Here is a 24,360-nt window from a genome sequence, read left to right on the forward strand (position 1 = left end):
GTACGTTAAGAAGCTGTGAGGCCTGACGTGAGCCCTCTTTATGTCCGAAATCGCATAGAATGAGGCGACCAAGCTGCAGTCAGCCACCGTCCGAACCGTTGATCAGGCGGTCGAATGCACAATCCTTGATGTCCGAAATATGTATACAAGTTTCGGACAACAGCGGCCTCGTCGATCGGATGAGGTTGGTGGTCTCCGCAAACGGCAAGGCCGGGCGCTAAGCGCCCGGCTGTACCTCCTTGGCCTCGTCGTCGAGCGGCGTGCGCAGGACGATCCGGCTATTGATCGGTACGACCTCCAGCTGGAGCGACAGGCCCTTGTGGTCGCGGTGGAACCAGGCGGCTCCGACCTTGGTCCAGAAGGCTTTGTCGCCGCGATTGCTGACATGCCAGGCGATGAAATCCGGAGCCTTGGGCTCGGGCGCGGCGGCTGGGGCGGATGCTTGGGTTGTGCGGGCCATGGAATGTTCCTTTCGTGTTGGTGGCTCGTTGCACCAAACAGGAAGGCCGCGCGGCAAAGGGCGCGGGATCATGTCCTACACGGGTGACTGCAAGGAACCGGTGCGGGCCGGACATTGACCCGCGCCCGCGCGCGGCCAGTGCGGGTGCTCAGAACGAAGCCGCCACACCGCGGAACACCAAGACCGCCTCTGAATCCCCCGCTTGCACACCGCCGCGCTCTGCCCCAAACCCTTGTCATGGCAATGGAAGGCACCGAGCGAAAACGCTGGAGCAAAGAGGAGACGGTGCTCGCGCTCTACCTCTATTTCCAGCTGCCGTTCGGGAAGTTGCACTCGGGCAATCCGGAGATCCAGACGCTGGCCGCCGCCATTGACCGGTCGAACAGCTCGGTGGCGATGAAGCTGTGCAACTTCGCCAGCCTCGATCCCAAGATCACCGAGAGCGGGCGCAAGGGTCTCGACGGTGCATCAAAGCTCGACCGCGCGACCTATGCCGAGTTCGGACAAGACTGGTCGGGTCTGGTGGCGCGAGCTGAAGAGCTGTGGTTCAGCCAGGTCGACCGCCAGGTCGCCGCCGCGCAATCAATTCCGCCGACAAGCCAGCTCCTCCACGAAAAGCGCAGCGAGTTCAAATTCGAGCCCTGGCAAGGCGAGTCCACCACCCAGGCGGTCGTGAACCAACGGGTCGGCCAGGACTTCTTCCGTCGTGCAGTGCTCGCCAATTACGAAGAGGCCTGCTGCATCACCGGCATTGCTGACCCGCGCCTGCTGACCGCCAGCCATATCAAGCCGTGGGGCAAGGACAGCCAGAACCGCCATAATCCCGCAAATGGCTTGCTGCTATCCGCCACGCTCGACCGCGCCTTCGATCGCGGGCTGATCACGGTAGACCGCGCCCGCCGCATTCATGTCTCGCGCCAGTTGCACGAAAGCCCCAGCCGTGAGACCCGCGACTATTTCCAGCAATTCGAGAAGGCGACACTGCGCCCGGCGGCAAGGTTCGATCCAGAGCCGGCATTTCTCGACTGGCACAATGAACACTGCTTTGTGGATCACCGCGCCGCCTGACGTGTCAGGCGGCGCGCTTGGCCAGCAGACCCCAATCCACCGACCACATCAGAACAGGGTCAGCTGCGCCTCCTCGCCTGCGACGAAGATGATGGCCGGACCGACCATCACAAGTTCCCGCCCGGCATGGCGCACCGTAATGCCATCATAAAATCCCGCCTGATCACTGCGCGCGCGATCGCCATCCCGGCAGCGCTCGGCATAGGTGCGCGCAATGCCGCCATAGAGCGACGGGTGCACAAGCCGGTAGGCCTCGGCGCCCGCAGGACCGGTGCCAACACAGACCCATAAGTCTCCGGCGTATCGGAATGGCTTGCGGATGGGCTGACCCATGCCGATGCGGTCGGCGCTGTAGCTGGCCCGAATATCGCCTTCGCCAATATGCCTGTCGGTGGCGTGGCACCACGCACCGAAAGCAAGGCGCGAGGGTTCCACCGTGTGGGAGCGGGCAGCCATATCAATACTCGCTCGCCAACATGATGGTCAGCACCCGCCGGGTCATGGCGGGATCGGCGGGGTCTTCGCTGCCGAACCGCAACTCGCGGTCGTAGGCATCGATCTTCCAGAACACGGTGACCGCAACATCAACAGGCCGCGAAGTCGACCAGACCCCGTCCACCCCCTGATAGATCGCCCCGAAGTCGCGCTCGCCATAGGGATCATTGTCGGGCGTGAAGGCATCGAAGGTCTCGACCAGCTCCCGCAGCCGTGACTGATCGGCCTCGGGCAAGGCCCGAATACCCTCGGTCGCCACCACCACGCAGGCAATCCCCATGGCACGGCGCGCCAGATCATTCAGCAGCGCAATCCGCTCGGCCCGCGTCAGCACCGCGCCGCTCATGACGCAAGGCTCCCGCCGCATTCGCACAGGCGCACTAGCTCGCCAAAATCCTCGCGCTCGCCCAGCTCATCGGCCAGCCGCTGCACCGCCACCAGCGGCAAGCCATTGTCATGCGCCAGCATGCGCAACCAGTCCTCCCGGCACTCGGCCCCGCACGCGCGGTAATTCAAGATCGGGTCACCCATGGTCCATTCTCCATCCGGCATAGCCGCATCCGTCACGCGGCATGCGGCTCTGCCTTCCGGCGAGGATGGGAGGGGGAGGGAAACCCCCAATCGATGCCCTGGCGCGGGCCAGCGGGCACAGCCCGCCACACGGGGGTGTCGATTGGGGTTTGGGAACGAGAGGGCAAAGCCCTTGGCGTTCCCCTCAAGGATCGCAGCAGCGATCCGCACAAGAACGGCGCCCTTGCACGGCGCGAAGCCGCCGAACGCCCTGCGCGCGGGCCAAGTGGGCCAGCGGGCGTCCGGCAATGAGAGAGGTGAGCGCGCCTGCGGGTCAGCTCAGGAACGCCGCGCCCTCAGGAGCATGGCCACAGGCCATGCGGGACAGAGCGCGTCCTCCAGAAACTCCCGCTCCGCTTGCACCCGCTCCTGATCGTCACCCGGATGGGCCGGGACTACAGGCCCGGTCCGCGCCAGCGGATAGAGCAGGCCGCCCGTGAGGGTAGCGGCCTCGAACATTATCGGCTCACGAAAGCATGGTGACTTGTGAATACCTTTTGGTAGGGTGTGTGCAGGTTTGTCTATCCTTCGAGACTGTTGGAATAGCTGACAAATAGCGGGGCCAAGCTGGTTGGACGAGGCAGAGAAGAAGAAATGCAGCGAGATTGATATCTGCGATCTGTTCATCACCCCTGCAATCAAGCAGGCGGGTTGGGACCAGATGCAGCAGATACGCCGGGAAGTGACACTCGCTCCCGGCCCGGTTGTCGTGCGCGGAAATCTGTCATCCCGGAACAAGAAGAAACGCAAGTTCGCGGACTACGTTCTTTCGCTCAAGCCGGGCTTGCCGCTGGCTGTCGTGGAAGCGAAGGACAACAAGCACACGATCAGCAGCGGGCTTCAGCAAGCGATGGGCTATGCTGAGATTATTGACGTACCGAGCGCCTTTAGTTCGAACGGCGACGGCTTCGCCGAGCACAATCGCGCTGCCCCAGAGTCGGAGCCTGCCGAAACCGAATTTGGCATGGAAGCATTTCCTCACCCAGACGTCCTATGGGAACGGTATCGGCGATTTCACAACATTGCCGATGAAGGTGAGGCCCTAGTCCAGCAGCCTTATCATTTGGATGCGTCGGGCAAAGAACCGCGATACTATCAGTTGGATGCGATTAACCGCACTGTTGAAGCTGTAGCAAAAGGGCAAAAGCGGGTTCTGCTCGTCATGGCGACCGGGACCGGGAAGACCTACACCACGTTCCAGATAATCTGGCGATTGTGGAAGGCAGGAACGGCGAAACGCATTCTGTTTCTGGCTGATCGCAACATTCTGGTCGATCAGACGCTCGTCAACGATTTCAAGCCGTTCGGCACGGCGATGACGAAGATCAAGAACCGCAAGATCGATCCAGCCTACGAAATCCATCTCGGTTTGTATCAGGCCATCACAGGAACGGATGAGGCCGACAAGATCTTCAAAACGGTCTCGCCGGATTTCTTCGATCTCATCGTCATCGACGAGTGCCACCGGGGCAGCGCGGCCGAGGATTCGGCGTGGCGAGAGATTCTCGAATACTTTGGCAACGCCGTGCAGGTCGGCATGACCGCAACGCCAAAGGAGACGGAATACGTCTCGAATATCACCTATTTCGGCGATCCGGTTTACACCTACACCCTGAAGCAGGGCATCGAGGACGGCTTCCTAGCACCCTACAAGGTTATCCGGATCGATATCGACCGCGATGTCCAGGGTTGGACGCCCCCGCCCGGCATGGTCGATGATCTTGGCGCGCCGTTGGAAGACCGCGAATACAACCAGAAGGACATGGACCGTACCCTAGTGCTCAACCAGCGCACCAAGCTGGTGGCCGAAAGGGTCATGAAGTTCCTGCGGGCTACCGATCCGATGTCGAAGACCATCATCTTCTGCGAAGACATCGACCACGCCGAGCGGATGCGGAAGGCCATTGTCAATGCGGCGGGCAAGCTGGCCAAGGACAACAGCAAATATGTCATGCGGATCACCGGGGACAGCGTCGAGGGCAAGGCTGAGCTCGACCGGTTTATCGACCCGGAAGAGCAGTACCCCGTCATTGCCACCACATCGCAGCTGCTGACGACTGGGGTCGATGCCAAGACCTGCAAGCTCATCGTTATCGATCGCACCATAAACTCGATGACCATGTTCAAGCAGATCATCGGGCGCGGCACCCGTATCGATGAGGACAACAACAAGTTCTTCTTCACGATCATGGACTTCAAGAAGGCAACCGAGCTTTTCCGCGACGATGCCTTTGACGGTCCGCCCATCGTTATTCTCACCGGGGACGACGATCCGAATGAACCGGGTCCGGACGACGATGATCAGGACATCGGCGAGGGTGGCGATGACGACGGCGATGATGACGACGAAACCACCGGTACCTGTAAATTCGTAGTCAGCGGTGTGACCGCCCGCGTCATGAACGAGCGGGTCGAGTACATTGGCAGCGACGGCAAGCTGGTGACTGAATCCTACCGCGATTACGCCCGCAAGCAGATCGCTGCCGAATACCGCTCGCTCGATGAGTTCATCTGGCACTGGAATGCCAGTGAACGCAAACAGGCCATCATCGACGAGCTGGAACAGCGCGGGGTGATTCTTGAAAATCTGGCCGAGGTCGTCGGCAAGGATTTCGGGGATTTCGATCTGCTGGTGCACGTCGCCTTCGGCGCTCCGCCGCTGACCCGGCGGGAACGGGCCGAGAAGGTCAAGAAGCGTGGCTACTTTGCGAAGTACGGCGAAAAGGCCCGCGCCGTGCTCGAGGCGCTGCTAGAGAAATACGCTGACGATGGTGTCGAAACCATTGAAGACGCCAAGGTTCTCCGCCTCCAACCGTTTAGCCAGCTCGGCACGCCGATGGAGATCATCAAGGGTGCGTTCGGCGGGAAAGCTGCCTATGAGGCCGCGCTGAGGGAGCTCGAAGACGAGATCTACGAGCTGGCAGGCAACGAATGAGTTTGAGCAAATGAGCAACGTTTCCGGTGTCATCAAATCCATCCAGGACATCATGCGCAAGGATGTCGGCGTCGATGGCGACGCCCAGCGGATTAGCCAGCTGGTCTGGATGTTCTTCCTCAAGATCCTTGATGATCGTGAAGCAGAGCTGGAACTGATCGACGATGATTTCCAGTCGCCGCTGCCAGAGCATCTGCGTTGGCGGAATTGGGCGGCGGACAAGGAAGGCGATACCGGCGAAAAGCTGCTCGATTTCGTCAACCTGCAACTCTTTGCCAAGTTGAAGGGCGATCTACCCGCTCAAGGCGATGTGGCCAAGCGCGCACAGGTGATCCGCGACGTGTTCGAGGATACCTACAATTACATGAAATCGGGCACCCTGCTGCGGCAGGTGATCAACAAGATCAACGAGATCGATTTCAACAATAGCGAAGATCGCCACACCTTCGGCGCAATCTACGAACAGGTGCTAAAGGATCTGCAAAGCGCCGGAAATGCGGGTGAATTTTACACACCGCGCGCCGTCACCCAGTTTATCATCAGCCGCCTCAACCCTACGCTGAACGAAGTCGTATTAGATCCCGCATGCGGCACCGGCGGATTCCTGACATGCGCCATCGAGCATAAGCGCAAGGCGGTGCAATCCACTTCGGATGAAGAGGTGTTGCGCGCATCCATCCGGGGCGTTGAGAAAAAATCGCTGCCACACATGTTGTGCATCACCAACATGATCCTGCACGGCATCGATACACCCAGCGGCATTCGCCACGGCAACACGCTCGCCCGCGCCTATAACGACTATACCGAAAAAGACCGGGTGCCCGTGATCGCCACTAACCCGCCTTTCGGCGGGATGGAGGAAGACGGGATCGAGAACAATTTCCCCGCCCGCTTGCGGACGCGGGAAACAGCTGACCTGTTCATGGCGCTGATCATTCGGATGCTGAAAACCGGCGGCCGCGCTGCCGTGGTTCTGCCCGATGGCTTCCTATTCGGCGAAGGGGTAAAGTCCATCCTGAAGCAGAGCCTGATTGAGGAGTGCAACCTGCACACCATCGTGCGCCTACCCAATGGCGTATTCGCGCCCTATACTGGGATCAAGACCAACATCCTGTTCTTCACCAAGGGTACGCCCACGAAAAACGTCTGGTTCTACGAGCACCCCTATCCGGAAGGGGTAACCAGCTACAATAAGACCAAGCCGATGCGGTTTGAAGAGTTCGCGGCAGAGCAGGCCTGGTGGGGTGAGGAATCCGATGGCTTCCGCGCCCGCAGGGAGACCGAGCGGGCCTGGAAGGTCAGCGCCGCCCATGTCGCGGCGCGCGGCTACAACCTTGACCTCAAAAACCCCCACACACCCGAGGCCAGAAGCCTTGATCCGGAAAAGTTGCTGAAAGACTTCGCTTGTCAGAAGAAAGCTATCCAGTCGATCCGCGACCAGTTGAAGAGCATTCTGGCCGACGCACTGGGGGGCAAGGCGTGAGCGACATTGCGGCACTTGTTGCCGATAATCTCGATATCTGGACTGGCGCGATCGAGCGGAAGAGCGGGGCCGGTCGCGGCGGCGGCAACAAGCGGATCAGTCTCTACGGGATCGAGCGCTTCCGGGCACTAATCCTCGATCTGGCGGTGCGCGGGAAGCTGGTGCCGCAAGAGGTCGGCGATGAACCTGCGTTGGATCAATTAGCCAACATCAGGACGTCCAAGCCGAAATACACTAAGCACCAGGGCCTTCCGAAGGCTCGGGTATCGCCTGACGCAATCGATCAAGTGCCGTTTGCCCTGCCGGGGGGCTGGGCCTGGTCCCGACTGGGCGACATCGCTGCATACATTCAACGAGGTAAATCACCCAAATACAGTGACGGCAGCGGTGTATATGTGGTGTCCCAACGCTGCGTTCAGTGGAGCGGTCTCGACCTGACCGTCGCCAAGGAGATCAGTCAAGCCTCACTGAGCAACTATGAGAGCTACCGCTTCCTGAAGTCAGGAGATCTACTGTGGAACTCGACGGGCACCGGCACGATTGGCCGCGTAATCGCCCTCGACGATGTGCCTGATGGGCTCGTCTGCGACTCCCATGTCACCCTGGTTCGCTCTCCATGGGTTAATGCACGATACCTTCAAGCATGGCTCGCGTCGGACAATGTTTATGGCCAAATTGAAGCCATTGCAGCCGGTTCGACCAATCAAATCGAATGGACTGCTCAACTCGCTTCTAATCAACTTGTACCGCTTCCTCCCCTCGCAGAGCAAAGCCGGATCGTCGCCAAGGTCGATAAGCTCATGGCGCTGTGCGATGCGCTGGAGCGGGAGAGCGCGGACGCGATGGCCGCGCATCAGACGCTGGTGGAAGCCCTCCTCGCCACGCTGGTGAGCAGCGTCGACGCGGCAGAACTCGCCGCCAACTGGGCGCGGCTGGAAAGCCATTTCGACACGCTTTTCACCACCGAAACCAGCATCGACGCCCTCAAGCAAACCATCCTCGACCTCGCGGTGCGCGGTAAGCTGTTGCAGCAGGATGTGGCTAACTGGCCAGTGGAACCCTTGGGCAAGTATGTGAAGGAAGCGGCGGCAGGCTGGAGCCCCAAGTGTATCGAAACACCTCGTTCTGACGACAATTGGGGCGTTCTAAAGGTCAGTGCCGTGACATGGGGACGGTTCCAGCCTGAAGAGAACAAGGAGCTCCCGCCGTCTCTTGAACCTCGACCAGAAATCGAAGTTGCACCCGGCGATTTCCTCATATCAAGGGCTAACACGGCAGAGCTCGTTGCTAGATCGGTTGTGGTCCCGCTCAACGCGCCCAGAAAACTGATGATGAGCGACAAAATCATCCGCTTTCGGTTCAACGACAAGATTGACTCGGAATACGTCAACCTCGTCCATGCATCGCCGTTCGCGAGAGCCTACTATGCCCGCGTCGCAGGCGGCACGAGCAGCTCAATGAAGAACGTTTCCCAGTCACAAATTCGCGCGCTGGCAATCCCCATCCCGCCCCTCGCCGAACAACACCGCATCGTCGCCAAGGTCGATGAACTCATGGCGCTGTGCGATGTTTTGAAGGCGCGGCTTGCTGACGCCGCCGAAACCCGCCGCCACTTGGCCGACGCCATCGTCGAACGGGCCGCCGCCTGATGCGGCTGCGCTCGGTATGGATCAGCCAGTACAAGAACCTGCGTGATTTTACGATTGGTTTCGATGGCGACGGCTTCATCGACATCTTCGTGGGGAAGAACGGATCGGGCAAATCCAACTTCCTCGAAGCGCTGATCGAGATTTTCGACCACATCTTTGCCTTCGACCCCGATGCAGAGGGGCCGGGCTTCGATTACGCTGTCCGCTTCGAAATTGCCGGCGCCGAAACCAGCATCGTATGGCGCGAGGGCCAGCTGAACATCAACGACGATGCTGGCCGCCGCACCCTTGGCGCCACGCCGCTACCGGACAATGTTCTGGTCTATTACTCGGGCCAGAACGACAATGTAACCGCGCTGGTTGGTCGCTACGAAGAGCGATACCGTGGCCAATTGCGCCGCGCCGCTGCGACAATGACCCCGCGTTTCGTAGGCATCGGCCCAGCCTGCAAGAAGCTGCTTATAGTTGTTCTTCTCTTGCTGCCCGAAGCGAACCTCGCGCGCCAGTACCTGTGCGCAAAGCTGGGTATTCTAGGGAATCGCCGCACGGTTCGCATCGCGCTCAAACGACCACATTTCGCAGCCGCCGGTGACCATGACCCTTTCGAGGAGGCGCAGCGCTTCTGGGGCGCGCAAGGGCCGGTCCGCGGCTTTCTCGACCAGCTCTTGGGATGCATTGAAGGCGAATTCACTCCGGGGTCGATCTATGATCGCGAAGCGGACAAATATGTCCTCGACTGCAATCTTGATGCCCTTCGCGAAGGTATGGGCGAAGATGCCAGCGAGATGCTGTTCCGTTCTTTCGACGCCTTGCGCATCGTCGGGATGCTGGATGATATAGGCATCGCCATCACGCTAGAGAGTCTGGAGGTTTCCGAGCTGAACCATTTCAGCGATGGCCAATTTCAGTCGGTGTATGTCTTTGCTGTCTCCGAGATATTCAAACGCCGCAACTGTCTAACCCTGCTGGATGAACCGGATGCCTTCCTGCATCCCGAGTGGCAATTCGATTTCCTCGATCAGGTCACCGCAATCTCGGCTGAAGCGGCAAGCACGAACCACATCCTGCTTAGCAGCCATAGTGCGTCTACCGTGGCTGCGAAGTGTGACAATCGCATCCGGCTGTTTTCCTCTGGCGCTGGCGTCGTGACTATCGAGCAACCGGACAAGTCCAACATCGTCCGTTCGCTCTCAGCAGGGCTGATCACGTTTTCGGAAATTGAGGCCTCATTAAGCATCGAGCACATCCTGCTGAACACGGACGGGCCAATTCTTTTTACGGAGGGCGTTTCCGACACGCTCGTATTGACGACGGCCTGGGAGCGCCTCTTCCCCGGCGTGCAGCGAAGGTTCGCCATCGAGTCAGCCTTCGGCTGCGCTTATCTAAGGAAAATGCTTCAGGAGCAGGATTTTTTTGCTCAACACTCAGCGCGAAAGATATTTGGCCTCTTTGATTTCGATACCGCCTACAATGAATGGAAGAACCTCGGCGAGCTGATTGAAGTTGACCCTTCGAAGTGCCTTGTTCGCAAGCGGGCAGTTGGTGATTGGTTCGCGATACTGCTTCCAGTTTATCCGGCATTATCCATTCGGAATCAGGTTCTGCGTGCTGGAACGGACGAAAATTTTGCCCACAAATCCAAACTCGACATGGAACTGATGTTTTACGACGCGTTCGGGATTGGTCAGCACTTTGAACTGGATCCCGCAGAACCCTATGAATGCATCAGGTTTATCGGAAACAAGACACGGTTTGCAAAGGAGTTCGTTCCGAACCTTGACGTTCAGTACTTCGAACCATTCCGCCCTATTTTTGACTTCATAACCAGCAAGATCGAGGCTGCGTAGCAGGGGAGCGTTCTTGGGCTACCATCCAAGGGAATATCTGATGCGCGAGGCGGAATTTCGAGGCTTGTTGGACAGGCGGCCTTGTAAGGGCGCGTGCAATAGTCGGCGCCCGCTTACCGACTCTAACTTTCGAGAGGGATGGTCACTACGTCTGAGACCGCCACAGATCAGCGAGCACCCAACCGTCCTTGCTTTGCAACTCCCAATCGTTCCACCCGTTTCGGCTAGTTTGCGTCACGGCAACTGACGCACCTGAGAATGAATTGAATGCCCCGTCAATGCCGTCGACTTCCAGTTTCCTGACTTTAACAACTCCCCGATAGGTATTGCCGCCGTAACTGAACCGGCAAATGGTTCCTTCACGTGGGAGGTTCCCGTTTTCTCCCAGTCGGCCAAGGTCAGGAAAAGCGGTGTCGATCTGCTGCGGCGGCGCCCACACCTTTCGGGCAATCTCGAACAGCGCAGCCCCTCGCAGCTTAACGCATTCCTCGTCCCAATAATCGAACCCGTTGAGGTCACGGTTCAAGGCGAGGCTCGTGAAGGCTTTGATCTGCGGCATCTTTGTGGCGAACGGGCCATTCGAAACCGATGAGTTCAGCGGCTGTGTGATCAGCGTCAGGTTACCGAGCTTGTTGATGCAGCCGTCGCGCTCTACCTCGGCCACGAGCTGATCAGTGTCGAAGTCCCCATCCGCAACATGCTCGAAGCCGGGAACGGGCCAATTTTCCCGCCAGCGCTGAGGCATGATGTGCTCGATTGTCAGCGCAGACCTGATTTCGATGTCTTCACTGAGAGTGGTTCGTTTGGCCTGCTCAAGACGTTCGAAAACGTACCGCAAGCGCGGCTGTCTGGCATTTTTGTACTGGTCACGGCCAAGCCAACCTTGGCGAAACTCGTTGTCGTTCGGCCAACGGTCGGTTTCGTTCGGACGAGTGGACAGCCAGCGCGCGAGCGCTTCAACCTTGCACCCCTCGCTCTCGCGGAGCCTGTCGATCGTGCCAACGAAGAAGCGGTTATAGTTCTTGGTAGACAGCCCGGCGATGTCACGCCGCAGGATGTAACTTTCCAACATGGCCAAGGCCTCTGAGAGCTTTTCGCCAACGTCTGCTTCGGACGCAAGGTAGACGACAAGCGGGAAAGCCGTGCTGACGTCAAAGGCCTCAGCAACAAGGCCAAATTTTCCAATCGGATCAGCCTTGTTCTGCTCGAAAATCTTGTGTTCCACCGCCGCCGATGCGGTGATCGACTCAAGTTCTTCCTCGACGGAGGCGAACGGCTGCGTTTCGATGATCCAGCGCCTGTAGTTGTCGAACAAATTCTCTTTCGAGACGATATCAGCCTTCTTCATCGACAGGTGATCTGTCAGCATCCAATCGAGCTTGGCGGCACCTTGTCGGCCGCGATTAACGCCCTGGCTCCAGAGGGGCCCGTCTAGCGGAAGCCAGTGCTTCTCATAAAGCTTGTCTACGGCGAGAGAGGCTTCGGAATCCTGGCCCAGCCCTTTCGCTCTTTGGAAGATGAAATTGCGCATGAGATCACCGGGCGTCAGATCGACGCCTCGGCTATTGAGCGTCTCGAAAATGGTCTGGGGATCGTCGCCGCCCTCAAGTTCGATGGATACAACGGCAAGCCCGTCTTTCATGGCTTCGAAAAGCTTCTCCAGTTTGAATTCGTCGTAGTTTTCGCCGGTGCCAACATGGGCGTTGATCTGTGAACGGAACCACTCGTAAGCTATCGCAGCCTTCCGCGCATTTCCATCCTCGCCGGGAATCGGCTGCGCGATCTCGTCCAGATCAACCTTCGCATCTACAACGCAAGCGAATGCACGACGGTCCATTCGCGACGGCCAGATCTTGAACCGCTCAATATGCGGTTTCTCCATGATCCCATCGTTGAGGAGATACCTCTGCAGGTGGGCAGCATAACGCGATCCGTTCGCTGCTGCGACGTCCCGAAGTGCGGCGAGAAGAAGCTGAAACGTGGTCAGGCGCTGCTGGCCATCGATCACCTCGTAAGCCTGGACCTCTTTCCCGAATGTTTTCAGTTGGGAAATGACCATTGCCCCCATGAAGTGGGGCACCAATGATGCACGATCAGTAACCACCCGATCATACGCACGTCCAATGTCACCCCAAAGGAGTCGGAGCTGCGGTTCTACGTTCCAGGCATACTGCCGCTGATACAGCGGGATGAGGTAGCGCTTCTCGCCATCGAAAAGGTCGATGATTGAACGAGTAAATGGTTTCACAGCTGCCCCAGTCCCCTTGCCACCTATCGTGCGACAACATTGCTGACCGGTTGCAGCGGGTCAAGCACAAGCCCGAGCTAAACCATTTAGAACATCAGCGAAATTTTCGTTCGGCAGGCTCACCCTTCTGCTTCCCCCAACCACTCCGCCGCCTTCGCCGCCGCACTGGCGGCAGTGAAAATCGCTCGGTTGTCGCCCTTGAGCACCTTCAGCCAGCTGGCGAGGTAGCAGGCATGATCAGGACGCGGGGTGACCGACAGGCCCAGATCACCGCACAGGAAGGCTGAGCCAAGCTCCGCGACCAACTCTTCCATCGCATAGGCCTCGTCGCCGAAGCGCTTGCCGAAAGTGCGAGCGAGACGGTGATCGGCCCCGGTCCAGTGCACGAGCTCATGGAGCAGAATGGCACACCAGTTCTGCACCGCGCTGGCGGTGTTTGTGGCGAAGAACCGCTCGCGGTCGGGCATGGTGATCGTGTCGGTGGAGGGCGTGTAGTGGGCGCTGTCGCCCTGGATGCGGATGGCGGCACCCGTGGCAGCGATGAAGGCCTCGACATCGGGGACAGGATCAAAGGCCTCGGCTTCCGGTACCTCGGGCAAAGCATAGCCCTCGACCTGCGCGATGTTGAATACATGCGAGCCCTGCGCGAAGATCCTGCCCACGTTCTCGCGCGCCTCGTCTTCGCTGCCTTCGGCCTTGTCCAGCACCTTGTAGAACACGATCGGCGAGGCCTTCTCGCCCTTGCGGACCTGCGCGCCGAGTGACTGCCACTGGCGATAGGTCGCCCAGAGACCGTGGCCGAAGTCCTGTGCCTCGGCGCTGGCCCAGAGGGCGAGGACATTGACCCCGCGATAGGCCTTGCGGGTGACCGCATTGATCGGCCGCGTCAGCGGGGCGCTACTGCGGTGCCAGGGAAGAGTGTAGTCGGCGGTGCCGCGCTCCAGCGCGGCGATGATCTGGTTGGTGATGGTGTCGTAGATGCTGGCGGTTACGGTATGGGCCATGGGAGTAATCCTTCGTCCTGTCGTTGGGAACGCGGATGAAGGGGCGGGCCGGATCGGCCGGGCGGGTCAGCGCGAAGCGCGGAACAGCCAAAACGGGAGGGCGTGAGCCCGAATTGAGCGGGCAGGCTGTTGATCCCGCCCGGCACGGGCCGTCACACAGGAGCAGTTCATTCCAACAGCAGGTCGAGAGATGCCATGGCGGTGCCATCGCGTATTTCCGCTTCATCGATGCGCCCGCCTGAAACAAGCTCCAGCGGCGGTGTCGAGGCCGACCTTGGCTTCCGAATCTGGCAAGGCGGCGTTGGCGCCTGCCTGTCGATTGCCGCCGTTACTACGCCGTAGCCGCAGACGAAGAGTTTGCGGTTGCGTGACGGCCGCTGGTTTCGTTGACTTTGGTCATTGGGTGCCACTCACGGCCAACCGATAGGAGCCAGTCTCATGTCGAACGCAACCGACAGGATCATCCGCCTAAAAACAGTTCTCGACCGAACGGGTCTCTCCCGCTCGACGGTCTATCGCAAGATCGCCGAGGGCACGTTTCCGAGCCAGGTCAGGATCAGCGTGCACGGCGCTGGCTGGCGCGAATCCGCCATCAATCGCTGGATCGCTGACCCGGTCGGCTATCGAGAGGAGATTGCCGCCCAAGGCGCGCAGACACAAAACGCCGTGGAAGGCTCACGCTAGGCCCGTACCCTGGCTTTCCTGACGGGTTCATCCGAGACATCCGCCCGCAATTCGTCGAGATAGTCGCTCCACCACTGGTGCATCGCGACACGCTCATCCCAATAACGGCCACGATTGTAGGTGCCACGAATGGCGTTAGTGTCGGCATGGGCGAGCGATCTCTCGATCGCATCGGGCGACCACTTGCCGCTTTCGTTGAGGAGGGTTGAGGCGGTGGTTCGCAAGCCATGCGCGGTAACTTCCCCGACTGCGTAGCCCATCCGCCGGAAGCACTGATTGATGGTGTTCTCACTGAGTGGGCGCCGCCAGGTGTGGAACGCGGGAAAGACGTAACCGTCAGGTCCGGTTAGCTCGAACAGCTCGTGCAGGTAGGCGAGGACTTGGCGGGACAGCGGAACCTCGTGGGGGCGGCGCATCTTCATGCGCTCTGCCGGAATCTTCCAAACCGCGTTATCGAGGTCGAACTCCGACCAGACAGCCATGCGTAGTTCACCTGGACGCGTCATGACATGGGGCGAGACCTGCATCGCGAGCCGGGAAATCTTGTGTCCGCTGTAGCTGTCCATCGCGCGCAGCAACTCGCCCAGCTGCTTGGGATCGAGGATCGCGGCGTGGTGCTTTGTCTTCGGGACCACCAGCGCCCCTCGTAGGATCGCGCTCGGGTCGCTCTCGCCTCGCCCAGTTGCCACGGCGTAGCGGAACACGCGGCCAGCAAAGGAACGACAGCGTCGCGCCGTCTCATACTTGCCCTGCGCCTCGACGCGCTTGAGCGCGGCCAGAAGGTCGACGGGCTTGATGTCGGTGACCGGGAAGGTCCAGAGCGGCTTGAGCTGCTCCAGCAACCAATTGGCTTTCTGGGTCGTCGCATCCGATTGACCTTCGGCCACGCGCTTGTCGATGTACTCCTTGGCAATGTCGCCAAAGGTGTTCGCAGCACTGAAGCGAGCGACGAGCTTCTCGCGCTTGCGCTCCAGCAGCGGATCAATGCCAGCTTCAACCTTCTTGCGGGCCTCGTCACGCCTCGCGCGGGCTTCTGCAAGGCCGACATCGGGATAGCGGCCGAGCGCGAGCCGCTTTTGCTTGCCAGCGTATCGGTATTTGTAGCGCCACAGCTTCGATCCGCTTGGATGCACCTCAACGTACAGGCCACGATCGTCGGTGTGCCGGGTGATCTTCTCCGACGGGCGGAGGCTGCGGATTTTCAGATCTGTGAGCGCCATTTTCGATTCTCCTCAGCAGGTCCCGGAAGGGACCAGCGAGGGGCAACGGGGTCATGGGGCCACTGCGATTTTTAGCGGGGCCATATCGACCCTGGCGTGGCACTTCATGGCCCCGGATTGCCTGAAATCGGCTGGCACAATCCGGGATTGGTGAGGGTCAAAAATGGCAGATTTCCGCCGTTTTGTCGACCCTTTCGGGATGTCATGGGATTGAGAAATGGTGCCCAGAAGAGGACTCGAACCTCCACGCCCTTGCGAGCGCCGCCACCTGAAGACGGTGCGTCTACCAATTCCGCCATCTGGGCACGGTGCCTGCCGGTCATCGCTGCCGGGAGGCTGGGTAGGGGCGCGCCTCTAGCGGGGGGTGAGGGGTGCTGTCAATGCAAACCTCACCATCCCCTAAGATCGCGCTGGCCGCTTCTCCGCAGCAGTCCTTCGCCGGACGCTTCGATGCGGTGGGGGAGCTGGAGGAGAACCTCATGATCTCGGCCGGCTACACCCGCTTGATCCTATCATGGGCCGCCGCAGCGCAAACTTTCAGCATTGCGGATACCCAAATTTGGCTCCGTTCCGGGACCAGTCACGAGCGAATAGCATTCCGCGCCATCACTCTCTAATGCCGCGCCATGTTGCGCATCACCGAACTGACCCTGCCGCTCCATCATCCGGACGAGGCCTTGCCCGCTGCCATCTGCAAGCGGCTGAGGATCACCCCGCGCGATCTGGTCCGCTTTGTCGTCGCGCGCCGCGGCCATGACGCGCGCGACAAGACGAACATCCAGCTGGTCTATTCGGTCGACGTGAATGTGAAGAACGAGGCGGCGGTGCTCCAGCGCTTTCGCAAGGATCGCGGTGTCCAGCCTGCCCCGGACCCGCGCTACCATCTGGTGGCCACAGCGCCCGAAGGCGGCACGGCCAAGCGGCCCGTCGTCATCGGCGCGGGGCCTTGCGGCCTGTTTGCCGGCCTGATCCTCGCCCAGATGGGTTTTCGCCCGATCATCCTCGACCGCGGGAAAGTGGTTCGCGAGCGGACCAAAGACACTTGGGGCCTGTGGCGGCAGGGGGTTCTCAACCCCGAATCCAACGCCCAGTTCGGTGAGGGCGGCGCGGGCACCTTTTCCGATGGCAAGCTCTACAGCCGGATCAAGGACCCGCTCAATCGCGACCGCAAGGTTCTGACCGAGTTCGTGAAAGCGGGAGCACCGTCCGAGATCCTCACCGAGGCGCACCCGCATATCGGCACCTTCCGGCTCGTGACGATGGTCGAAAGCATGCGCAAGAGTATCGAGGCGCTCGGCGGCGAATACCGCTTCTCGAACAGGGTCGACGGCATCGATATCACGACCGACGCCAAAGGCGACCGCCGCGTTCGCGGAGTCCATCTGAGTACGGGTGAATATCTGGAAGCTGACCATGTCGTGCTCGCCATCGGTCACAGCGCGCGTGACACGTTTGCGATGCTCCACGCCGCGGGCGTCCATGTCGAGGCGAAGCCGTTCTCGATCGGTGTCAGGATCGAACACCCGCAATCATGGATCGACAAGTCGCGGTTCGGCATCGAAGCTGGTAACCGCATCCTCGGCGCGGCCGAGTATCACATCTCGCACCACTGCAAGAATGACCGGACGGTCTACAGTTTCTGCATGTGCCCCGGCGGCACCGTGGTCGCGGCGACATCCGAGGAAGGGCGCGTCGCCACCAATGGTATGAGCCAGTATTCCCGCAACGAGCGCAACGCAAACTCCGGCCTGGTCGTCGCGATTGATCCGGTGCGCGATTTCCCCGGCGATCCGCTCGCCGGGATCGCGCTGCAACGCCACTGGGAATCGCGGGCCTATGTTGCCGGCGGATCAAGCTATAAAGCCCCGGCCCAACGACTGGGTGACTTCCTCGCCGGACGCCCCTCCGAAACGCTTGGTGCGGTGGTGCCGTCGTACAAGCCGGGCGTGCATCTGACCGATTTGGCGCAATGCCTGCCCGACTATGCTGTAACGGCGATGCGTGAGGCGCTGCCTGTCTTCGGTCGGCAAATCCCGGGGTATGATCACCCCGACGTGTTGATGACCGGTGTCGAAACCCGCACGTCGTCGCCGATCCGTTTCACACGCGGCAAGGATTTACAAAGCCTCAACACGAAGGGGCTGTTTCCTGCCGGAGAAGGTGCCGGTTATGCCGGAGGGATTCTGTCGGCAGCGGTGGACGGGATCAAGATTGCCGAGGCAGTGGCGTTAAGCCTCGGCGCCGCCTTGGACGCGTGATCGTTCGGCAGTAATCCACTGCGGGACTGTGAGCGCCTTCCAACTGCTCGCCGCCCATTAGCTGCCGACCACTGCGGGGGGTCAGGCGGCCGCGCGGGTCAGTCTGGCGCGTGCTTCTGCTTCGCCGATCAGGGGGAGCAACTCCCCCATATCGGGTCCGTGGTCCATGCCGGTGAGCGCCTGACGCAGCGGCAGGAACAGCGCGCGTCCCTTGCGCCCCGTCGCATCCTTGAGCGCGCCGGTGAGCGCCCCCCACGGATTGTCGCCCCATTCCAGAGCACGCTCGGCATCGGCAAGGAACGCCTTGTCCTCGTCCGAGAACTCCGGCTGCTGGATCGGTCCTGTGACCAGCCGCCACCAGTCCGCCGCCTCGCCGAGATGGGCGAGATTGGGCCGGACCGCATGCCAGCCTGAAGCGTCCATCCCCTCGGGCAAGCGGTTTGCGACCGCCTCGAACGGCAATTGGTGGACGATCCCGGCATTGAGCCGTTCCAGATCCTCATCATCGAACTTGGCCGGAGCGCGGCCGAAGGTGGCAAGGTCAAAGCTCGCCACCAGAATGCTGCGGTCGGCAATCGGCTCCACCGGCTGCGAGGTGCCGAGCCGCGCGAGATGCGCAATGATCGCCTCGGGCTCGATCCCGCGTTCGCGGAAGGCATCACAGCCCAGCGAGCCAAGGCGCTTCGACAGCTTGCCCTCGCGCCCCACGAGAAGTGCTTCATGCGCAAAGGCGGGAAGCATTTTTGCTGCACTTTCCGGCGCAGCAAATGCTGCAGCAAAAAGTGCGGTAAAGATCTGAATTTGAACGGCTGTGTTCGAGACATGATCCTCGCCGCGCAGCACCTGCGTCACGCCCATATCGATGTCATCGACGGCGCTCGGCATCATATAGAGCCAGGAGCCATCAGCCCGGCGGATCACGGGATCGGAGAGCTGCGCCGCGTCGAATTTCTGGGTGCCGCGGATGCCGTCCTCCCAAACGATAGGCTCGGCATGGTCGAGCAGGAAACGCCAGTGCGGCGCTATGCCTTCGGCTTCCTTGGCTGTGCGCTTTTCTGCCGTCAGCTTCAATGCGGCACGGTCGTAGGTGGGCGGTAGCCCGCGCGAGAGCTGGATCTTGCGTTTGACATCGAGTTCCTGCGCGCTCTCGTAGCAGGGGTAGATCCGGCCTGCTGCCTGCAACGCACCGAAGGCCGCCTGGTAGCGGTCAAGCCGTGCGGACTGACGCTCCTCGCGGTCCCATGTCAGGCCGAGCCACGTCAGATCCGCGCGGATCGCGTCGACATAGTGCTCACGGCTCCGCTCGGCATCGGTGTCGTCGATCCGGAGAATGAACGTGCCACCCGCCTGCCGCGCCAGCATCCAGTTGTGGAGCGCGGTGCGGATATTGCCGACATGAAGCCGGCCGGTGGGCGAAGGGGCGAAACGCGTGGTGGTCATGCGCGTGCGGTAGAGCGCGCCGCCGCCGCCCGCAAGCGCTCACAAGCCGCGCAGTTCCGCCGCGGTCAGCGCCAGCGCGCCTTCCCACAACCGGTGCATCCGGTCAGCACGGATCAGCCCGGACAGCGCGGCTTCAAAGCCCATGCGGTCGGCATCCGACGCGGCATCGATGAAGGCACCGATCGTGATCTCGTCATGGCTGAGGAGACGGCAACAGAAACGCGAAACGTGGATGTTCTCGGGCCAGCTGGCAGAGACCGCGTGGGCGAGGAGCAACGCTTTTGCGGCGACCTCCACGCTGCCAAGGCGCACCGCCAGTTCGGGCACTGGATCGCGCCCCATCCGCTCGTGCAGCGCGATCAGCCGTAGCGCATGGATGAAGCGTCCGGCGATCGGCCCGAGCCGCTCGATGCGGCGCGGTGCGGCGAGGTCGGCGATGATGCTCTGGGCGGCGGCGGAGGGTGTGTGGTGCCGGGACATGAAACCTCGCGAAGGCAGATGGTGGTGACGGATCGCCATCATATTTATTTGCGAATGATTTGCAATAACGATTAGCGTCGTAGTTCCACAATCTCCGCCCCATAAGAAAAGCCCCGCCGGAGCATGGTGGCTCCGGCGGGGCGATGTCTTGCCGTGAGTGGCGGAGAGGAGCTTATTCCTCGCCGTCGTCCTCGATGTCAGCCGCGGGGGCCGCAGCCGCCATTGCGGCCATTGCAGCCTTCATCTTCTCTTCCGAACCGATCGCATCAGCGGCCGGTTCGACTTCGCGCTGGCCGGTCGCAACAAGTGCGTCCTGCTGCTTCTTCCACGCTGCCTTCAGGGCCGCATCGCGGCTGTTGGCGGTGACGCGCAGACGGTTCATGCCCGCGCCGGTACCGGCGGGGATGAGACGGCCGACGATCACGTTTTCCTTCAGACCGATCAGGGTGTCCTTCTTCCCTTCAACCGCCGCCTGCGTCAGCACGCGGGTGGTTTCCTGGAACGAAGCCGCCGAGATGAAGCTGCGGGTCTGCAGCGACGCCTTGGTGATGCCGAGCAGCACCGGCTTGCCTTCCGCGGGCTGCTTGCCCTTGGCCAGCTTGCCGTTGATCTCGAGCATCTCGGCCAGATCGACCTGCTCGCCCGGCAGCAGGGTGGTGTCCCCGCCTTCGGTGATCTCGACCTTCTGCAGCATCTGGCGAACGATCACCTCGATGTGCTTGTCGTTGATCTTCACGCCCTGCAAGCGATAGACTTCCTGGATCTCGTCGACGAGATACTCGGCCAGCGCTTCGACGCCCATGACCTCGAGGATGTCGTGCGGGTTGGGCGAGCCGGAAACAAGGGTATCACCCTTCTTCACGTAATCGCCTTCCTGCACGTCGATCACCTTGGTCTTGGCGATCAGGTATTCCACCGGATCCCCTTCCTCGGGAATGATCGCGATCTTGCGCTTCGCCTTGTATTCGCGGACGAATTCGATCCGGCCAGAGATCTTGGCGATAACCGAGACGTCCTTGGGCATACGCGCCTCGAACAGTTCGGCCACGCGCGGCAGACCGCCGGTGATGTCGCGGGTCTTGGCGGCTTCGCGGCTGGCACGGGCGAGAATGTCGCCCGCTTCGACCGTCTGGCCATCCTCGACCGACAGCGTCGTGCCCGGAGCGAGCATGTAGCGCGCCGCTTCGGTTTCGCCGCTGCCTTCCGCCAGCAGGGTGAGCCGCGGACGAAGGTCTTCCTTCTTCTTGCGGCCCGTTGCACGGTTCTCGGTCACCACGCGCTGCGCAATGCCGGTGGCATCATCCATCTGTTCTTCGAGCGTGATGCCCTCGGCCAGATCGACATACCGCACCACACCCGACTGTTCGGTGATGATCGGCAGGGTGAACGGATCCCACTCTGCCAGACGATCGCCGATCTTGACGTGATCACCGTCCTTGAACTTGATCACCGTCCCGTAAGGCACCTTGTGCATTTCGCGCTCGCGCCCTTCGGCGTCGATCACGGCGATTTCGCCGCTGCGCGACAGGCTGAGGATGCGGCCCATCTTGTCGGAGATGGTCTGCATCTCGCGGTACTCGACGCGGCCTTCCGAAATCGCCTCGAGGTGCGAGGTTTCGTTGAGCTGCGCCGCGCCGCCGATGTGGAAGGTCCGCATCGTCAGCTGGGTGCCGGGCTCACCGATCGACTGCGCCGCGATAACGCCGACAGCCTCACCGATGTTCACCGGAGTCCCGCGTGCCAGATCGCGTCCGTAACAGGTCGCACACACGCCCATTTCGGCTTCGCAGACCAGCGGACTGCGAATTTTCGCCGACTGCACTTCGGCCGCTTCGATGGCCTTGACCATCGCTTCGTCGAGCAGCGTCAGCTTGGGCACGATGACCTCGCCGCTGGTGGCGTTGACGATATCCTCCATGGTCGTACGACCGAGGATACGCTCGCCGAGCGAGGCGATGACACTACCGCCCTGAACGATCGCGCGCATTTCGAGGTAGTTCTCGGTGCCGCAATCTTCCTCAACGATGACGCAATCCTGCGACACGTCGACGAGACGACGGGTCAGGTAACCCGAGTTCGCGGTCTTCAGCGCGGTGTCCGCGAGGCCCTTACGGGCACCGTGGGTCGAGTTGAAGTATTCAAGAACGGTCAGACCTTCCTTGAAGTTCGAGATGATCGGGGTCTCGATGATCTCGCCCGATGGCTTGGCCATCAGCCCGCGCATCCCCGCGAGCTGCTTCATCTGCGCCGGGCTACCACGCGCACCGGAGTGGCTCATCATATAGATCGAGTTGATCTGGGCTTCCTTGCCCGTCTCGCCATCGATCGGCTGCGCCTTAATCTCGGCCATCATCGCGTCGGCGACCATGTCACCGCACTTCGACCAGGCGTCGATCACCTTGTTGTACTTTTCCTGCTGGGTGATGAGACCGTCCTGGTACTGCTGTTCGTAACCAGCCACCAGATCCTTGGTCTCGTCGACCAGCTTCACCTTGGAATCGGGGATGATCATGTCATCCTTGCCGAAGCTGATCCCCGCCTTGAACGCGTGACGGAAGCCCAGCGCCATGATCGCGTCAGCGAACAGCACCGTGTCCTTCTGGCCGGTGTGACGATAGACCTGATCGATCACGTCGCCGATCTCACGCTTGGTGAGCAGGCGGTTGATGATGTCGAAGGGAACCTTGTGGTTCTTCGGCAGGCATTCGCCGATCAGCATGCGGCCCGGCGTGGTCACGAAGCGCTGCATCGTCACCTTGCCGCTTTCATCGGCCTGCGGAACGCGGGCCATGATGCGGGTGTGGAGCGTGACAGCTTTCACTTCGAGCGCCTGGTGCACTTCGGCCATGTCCGAGAAGCGCGGCAGCTTCTCGATCTTGGTGCCATCAGCCTCTTCGATGTACTCGGGGTGCTTCTCCTGCCGCTCCATAGAGAGGTAGTAGATCCCCAGAACCATGTCCTGCGAAGGCACGATGATCGGCTTGCCGTTGGCGGGAGAGAGGATGTTGTTGGTCGACATCATCAGCACGCGCGCTTCGAGCTGGGCTTCCAGCGAAAGCGGCACGTGGACCGCCATCTGGTCACCGTCGAAGTCGGCGTTGAAGGCCGAGCAGACCAGCGGGTGCAGCTGGATCGCCTTGCCTTCGATCAGCACGGGCTCGAATGCCTGGATGCCCAGACGGTGCAGCGTCGGTGCGCGGTTCAGCAGCACCGGGTGTTCGCGGATCACCTCGTCGAGGATGTCCCAGACTTCCTTGCGCTCCTTTTCGACCCACTTCTTGGCCTGCTTCAGGGTCATCGACAGACCCTTGGCATCCAGACGCGCGTAGATGAACGGCTTGAACAGCTCGAGCGCCATCTTCTTGGGCAGGCCGCACTGGTGCAGCTTGAGTTCGGGACCGGTCACGATCACCGAACGGCCCGAATAGTCGACGCGCTTGCCGAGCAGGTTCTGACGGAAGCGGCCCTGCTTGCCCTTGAGCATGTCGGAAAGCGACTTCAGCGGACGCTTGTTGGCGCCGGTGATGACGCGGCCACGGCGGCCGTTGTCGAAGAGCGCGTCAACGGCTTCCTGCAACATGCGCTTTTCGTTGCGGACGATGATGTCCGGCGCGCGCAGTTCGATCAGACGCTTCAAGCGGTTGTTACGGTTGATCACGCGGCGATAGAGATCGTTGAGATCCGACGTCGCGAAGCGGCCACCGTCGAGCGGCACCAGCGGGCGCAGTTCGGGCGGGATCACAGGGATCACTTCGAGGATCATCCACTCGGGACGGTTGCCCGAATCGATGAAGCTTTCGACGACCTTCAGACGCTTGATGATCTTCTTGGGCTTGAGCGTCGACTTGGTGGTCGCCAGCTCTTCCATCAGCACGTCACGCTCGTTCTCGAGGTCGAGCTGCATCAGCATGGTGCGCACGGCTTCCGCGCCGATATCGGCGGTGAAGGCGTCTTCGCCATACTCGTCCTGCGCTTCGAGCAGTTCGTCTTCGGTCATCAGCTGGAACTTCTCCAGCGGGGTCAGACCGGGTTCGGTGACGATGTAGCTTTCGAAGTAGAGCACGCGCTCAAGCTGCTTGAGCTGCATGTCGAGCAGCAGACCGATGCGCGACGGCAGCGACTTCAGGAACCAGATGTGCGCAACCGGCGCGGCCAGTTCGATGTGGCCCATGCGCTCGCGGCGCACCTTGGTCACGGTCACTTCGACGCCGCACTTTTCGCAGACGACGCCCTTGTACTTCATGCGCTTGTACTTGCCGCACAGGCATTCGTAGTCCTTCACGGGACCGAAGATGCGCGCGCAGAACAGGCCGTCACGCTCGGGCTTGAACGTACGGTAGTTGATGGTTTCCGGCTTCTTGATCTCGCCATAGGACCACGAGCGGATGCGCTCGGGGCTGGCGATGCCGATCTGGATCTGGTCGAAGGTTTCGGGCTTCGCCAGCTGGTTGGTGAATTTGGTCAGGTCGTTCATGTTTCAGTCCCTCTAGGGGTGAAGATCAAAGGTCTTTGGCCAGGA

At 60.8% G+C, this 24,360-nt stretch carries 18 protein-coding genes and 1 tRNA gene; 8 read left to right on the forward strand and 11 right to left on the reverse strand.

Features of this window, described 5'->3' with window-relative positions:
- Positions 1-217: 217 nt before the first annotated feature.
- The gene (locus tag KVF90_RS00955) at positions 218-460 is read right to left on the reverse strand and encodes a hypothetical protein (protein ID WP_264392984.1); all 243 of its coding nucleotides are present in this window, start codon (positions 458-460) and stop codon (positions 218-220) included.
- A gap of 237 nt (positions 461-697) precedes the next feature.
- On the opposite strand from KVF90_RS00955, the gene KVF90_RS00960 reads away from it, so the two are divergent.
- Entirely contained in the window at positions 698-1,528 is an 831-nt protein-coding gene (locus KVF90_RS00960) for an HNH endonuclease (protein ID WP_264392985.1), read from the forward strand.
- Between the two features lie 48 nt (positions 1,529-1,576).
- On the opposite strand, the gene KVF90_RS00965 is transcribed toward KVF90_RS00960, so the two are convergent.
- The 3 genes from KVF90_RS00965 to KVF90_RS00975 are packed head-to-tail and all read right to left on the reverse strand — an operon-like array spanning position 1,577 to position 2,554.
- Positions 1,577-1,984, reverse strand: coding sequence for a hypothetical protein (locus KVF90_RS00965; RefSeq protein ID WP_264392986.1), 408 nt, complete (start codon positions 1,982-1,984; stop codon positions 1,577-1,579).
- Between the two features lies 1 nt (position 1,985).
- On the reverse strand, positions 1,986-2,369 hold the full coding sequence (locus KVF90_RS00970) for a DUF3768 domain-containing protein (RefSeq protein WP_264392987.1): 384 nt from the start codon (positions 2,367-2,369) through the stop codon (positions 1,986-1,988).
- On the reverse strand, positions 2,366-2,554 hold the full coding sequence (locus KVF90_RS00975) for a hypothetical protein (RefSeq protein WP_264392988.1): 189 nt from the start codon (positions 2,552-2,554) through the stop codon (positions 2,366-2,368). The genes KVF90_RS00970 and KVF90_RS00975 overlap by 4 nt, the downstream gene beginning before the upstream one ends.
- A gap of 610 nt (positions 2,555-3,164) precedes the next feature.
- Here KVF90_RS00975 and hsdR point away from each other — a divergent pair.
- From hsdR to KVF90_RS00995, 4 genes are read left to right on the forward strand one after another with little or no spacing between them, the layout of a single operon-like run.
- Positions 3,165-5,528, forward strand: coding sequence for an EcoAI/FtnUII family type I restriction enzme subunit R (hsdR, locus tag KVF90_RS00980; protein WP_264392989.1), 2,364 nt, complete (start codon positions 3,165-3,167; stop codon positions 5,526-5,528).
- 10 nt (positions 5,529-5,538) lie between these two features.
- Positions 5,539-7,011 carry a type I restriction-modification system subunit M gene (locus tag KVF90_RS00985; RefSeq protein WP_264392990.1) on the forward strand — a complete coding sequence of 491 codons (1,473 nt, stop codon included), beginning with the start codon at positions 5,539-5,541 and terminating at the stop codon, positions 7,009-7,011.
- Positions 7,008-8,660, forward strand: a complete 1,653-nt coding sequence (locus tag KVF90_RS00990; protein ID WP_264392991.1) for a restriction endonuclease subunit S — start codon at positions 7,008-7,010, stop codon at positions 8,658-8,660. The genes KVF90_RS00985 and KVF90_RS00990 overlap by 4 nt, the downstream gene beginning before the upstream one ends.
- Entirely contained in the window at positions 8,660-10,507 is a 1,848-nt protein-coding gene (locus tag KVF90_RS00995; RefSeq protein ID WP_264392992.1) for an AAA family ATPase, read from the forward strand. Before KVF90_RS00990 ends, KVF90_RS00995 begins: the two co-directional genes overlap by 1 nt.
- 145 nt (positions 10,508-10,652) lie before the next feature.
- Here KVF90_RS00995 and KVF90_RS01000 read toward each other — a convergent pair whose 3' ends face one another.
- Positions 10,653-12,755: a DUF262 domain-containing protein gene (locus KVF90_RS01000; protein ID WP_264392993.1), complete on the reverse strand. Its 2,103-nt coding sequence runs from the start codon at positions 12,753-12,755 to the stop codon at positions 10,653-10,655.
- Positions 12,756-12,874: 119 nt separating this feature from the next.
- The gene (locus KVF90_RS01005; protein ID WP_264392994.1) at positions 12,875-13,759 is read right to left on the reverse strand and encodes an ArdC family protein; all 885 of its coding nucleotides are present in this window, start codon (positions 13,757-13,759) and stop codon (positions 12,875-12,877) included.
- Positions 13,760-14,197: 438 nt separating this feature from the next.
- Here KVF90_RS01005 and KVF90_RS01010 point away from each other — a divergent pair, with 438 nt between their 5' ends.
- Positions 14,198-14,443, forward strand: coding sequence for a helix-turn-helix transcriptional regulator (locus KVF90_RS01010; RefSeq protein WP_264392995.1), 246 nt, complete (start codon positions 14,198-14,200; stop codon positions 14,441-14,443).
- Here KVF90_RS01010 and KVF90_RS01015 read toward each other — a convergent pair.
- Together KVF90_RS01015 and KVF90_RS01020 are read right to left on the reverse strand one after the other, a co-directional pair.
- Entirely contained in the window at positions 14,440-15,663 is a 1,224-nt protein-coding gene (locus KVF90_RS01015; RefSeq protein ID WP_264392996.1) for a tyrosine-type recombinase/integrase, read from the reverse strand. The genes KVF90_RS01010 and KVF90_RS01015 overlap by 4 nt on opposite strands.
- A 218-nt stretch (positions 15,664-15,881) precedes the next feature.
- Positions 15,882-15,968 (reverse strand) — tRNA-Leu (locus tag KVF90_RS01020).
- 75 nt (positions 15,969-16,043) lie between these two features.
- Between KVF90_RS01020 and KVF90_RS01025 the strand changes: the two genes are divergently transcribed.
- The gene (locus KVF90_RS01025; RefSeq protein ID WP_264392998.1) at positions 16,044-16,280 is read left to right on the forward strand and encodes a hypothetical protein; all 237 of its coding nucleotides are present in this window, start codon (positions 16,044-16,046) and stop codon (positions 16,278-16,280) included.
- A 9-nt stretch (positions 16,281-16,289) separates the two neighbouring features.
- Entirely contained in the window at positions 16,290-17,921 is a 1,632-nt protein-coding gene (locus KVF90_RS01030; protein ID WP_264392999.1) for an NAD(P)/FAD-dependent oxidoreductase, read from the forward strand.
- Between the two features lie 81 nt (positions 17,922-18,002).
- On the opposite strand, the gene gltX is transcribed toward KVF90_RS01030, so the two are convergent.
- The 3 genes from gltX to rpoC form a co-directional block, all read right to left on the reverse strand.
- On the reverse strand, positions 18,003-19,361 hold the full coding sequence (gene gltX, locus KVF90_RS01035; protein ID WP_264393000.1) for a glutamate--tRNA ligase: 1,359 nt from the start codon (positions 19,359-19,361) through the stop codon (positions 18,003-18,005).
- A 39-nt stretch (positions 19,362-19,400) separates the two neighbouring features.
- Positions 19,401-19,841 (reverse strand): DNA-directed RNA polymerase subunit beta', encoded by a 441-nt coding sequence (locus tag KVF90_RS01040; protein ID WP_264393001.1) that lies wholly within the window; start codon positions 19,839-19,841, stop codon positions 19,401-19,403.
- Between the two features lie 172 nt (positions 19,842-20,013).
- The gene (gene rpoC, locus KVF90_RS01045) at positions 20,014-24,315 is read right to left on the reverse strand and encodes a DNA-directed RNA polymerase subunit beta' (protein WP_264393002.1); all 4,302 of its coding nucleotides are present in this window, start codon (positions 24,313-24,315) and stop codon (positions 20,014-20,016) included.
- Positions 24,316-24,360 lie beyond the last annotated feature (45 nt).

The organism is Porphyrobacter sp. ULC335 (assembly GCF_025917005.1).
In the GTDB taxonomy this organism is placed as follows: Bacteria; Pseudomonadota; Alphaproteobacteria; order Sphingomonadales; family Sphingomonadaceae; genus Erythrobacter.

Bases quoted from the DNA above. Each gene is read 5' to 3' on its own strand.
- KVF90_RS01025 (WP_264392998.1), top strand. From the start codon at position 16,044: ATGCAAACCTCACCATCCCCTAAGATCGCGCTGGCCGCTTCTCCGCAG.
- KVF90_RS00995 (WP_264392992.1), top strand. From the start codon at position 8,660: ATGCGGCTGCGCTCGGTATGGATCAGCCAGTACAAGAACCTGCGTGAT.
- KVF90_RS01015 (WP_264392996.1), bottom strand. From the start codon at position 15,663: ATGGCGCTCACAGATCTGAAAATCCGCAGCCTCCGCCCGTCGGAGAAG.
- KVF90_RS00985 (WP_264392990.1), top strand. From the start codon at position 5,539: ATGAGCAACGTTTCCGGTGTCATCAAATCCATCCAGGACATCATGCGC.
- KVF90_RS01005 (WP_264392994.1), bottom strand. From the start codon at position 13,759: ATGGCCCATACCGTAACCGCCAGCATCTACGACACCATCACCAACCAG.
- KVF90_RS01010 (WP_264392995.1), top strand. From the start codon at position 14,198: ATGTCGAACGCAACCGACAGGATCATCCGCCTAAAAACAGTTCTCGAC.
- KVF90_RS00960 (WP_264392985.1), top strand. From the start codon at position 698: ATGGCAATGGAAGGCACCGAGCGAAAACGCTGGAGCAAAGAGGAGACG.
- rpoC (WP_264393002.1), bottom strand. From the start codon at position 24,315: ATGAACGACCTGACCAAATTCACCAACCAGCTGGCGAAGCCCGAAACC.
- KVF90_RS00975 (WP_264392988.1), bottom strand. From the start codon at position 2,554: ATGGGTGACCCGATCTTGAATTACCGCGCGTGCGGGGCCGAGTGCCGG.
- KVF90_RS01030 (WP_264392999.1), top strand. From the start codon at position 16,290: ATGTTGCGCATCACCGAACTGACCCTGCCGCTCCATCATCCGGACGAG.
- gltX (WP_264393000.1), bottom strand. From the start codon at position 19,361: ATGACCACCACGCGTTTCGCCCCTTCGCCCACCGGCCGGCTTCATGTC.
- KVF90_RS00970 (WP_264392987.1), bottom strand. From the start codon at position 2,369: ATGAGCGGCGCGGTGCTGACGCGGGCCGAGCGGATTGCGCTGCTGAAT.
- KVF90_RS00955 (WP_264392984.1), bottom strand. From the start codon at position 460: ATGGCCCGCACAACCCAAGCATCCGCCCCAGCCGCCGCGCCCGAGCCC.
- KVF90_RS01040 (WP_264393001.1), bottom strand. From the start codon at position 19,841: ATGTCCCGGCACCACACACCCTCCGCCGCCGCCCAGAGCATCATCGCC.
- KVF90_RS00965 (WP_264392986.1), bottom strand. From the start codon at position 1,984: ATGGCTGCCCGCTCCCACACGGTGGAACCCTCGCGCCTTGCTTTCGGT.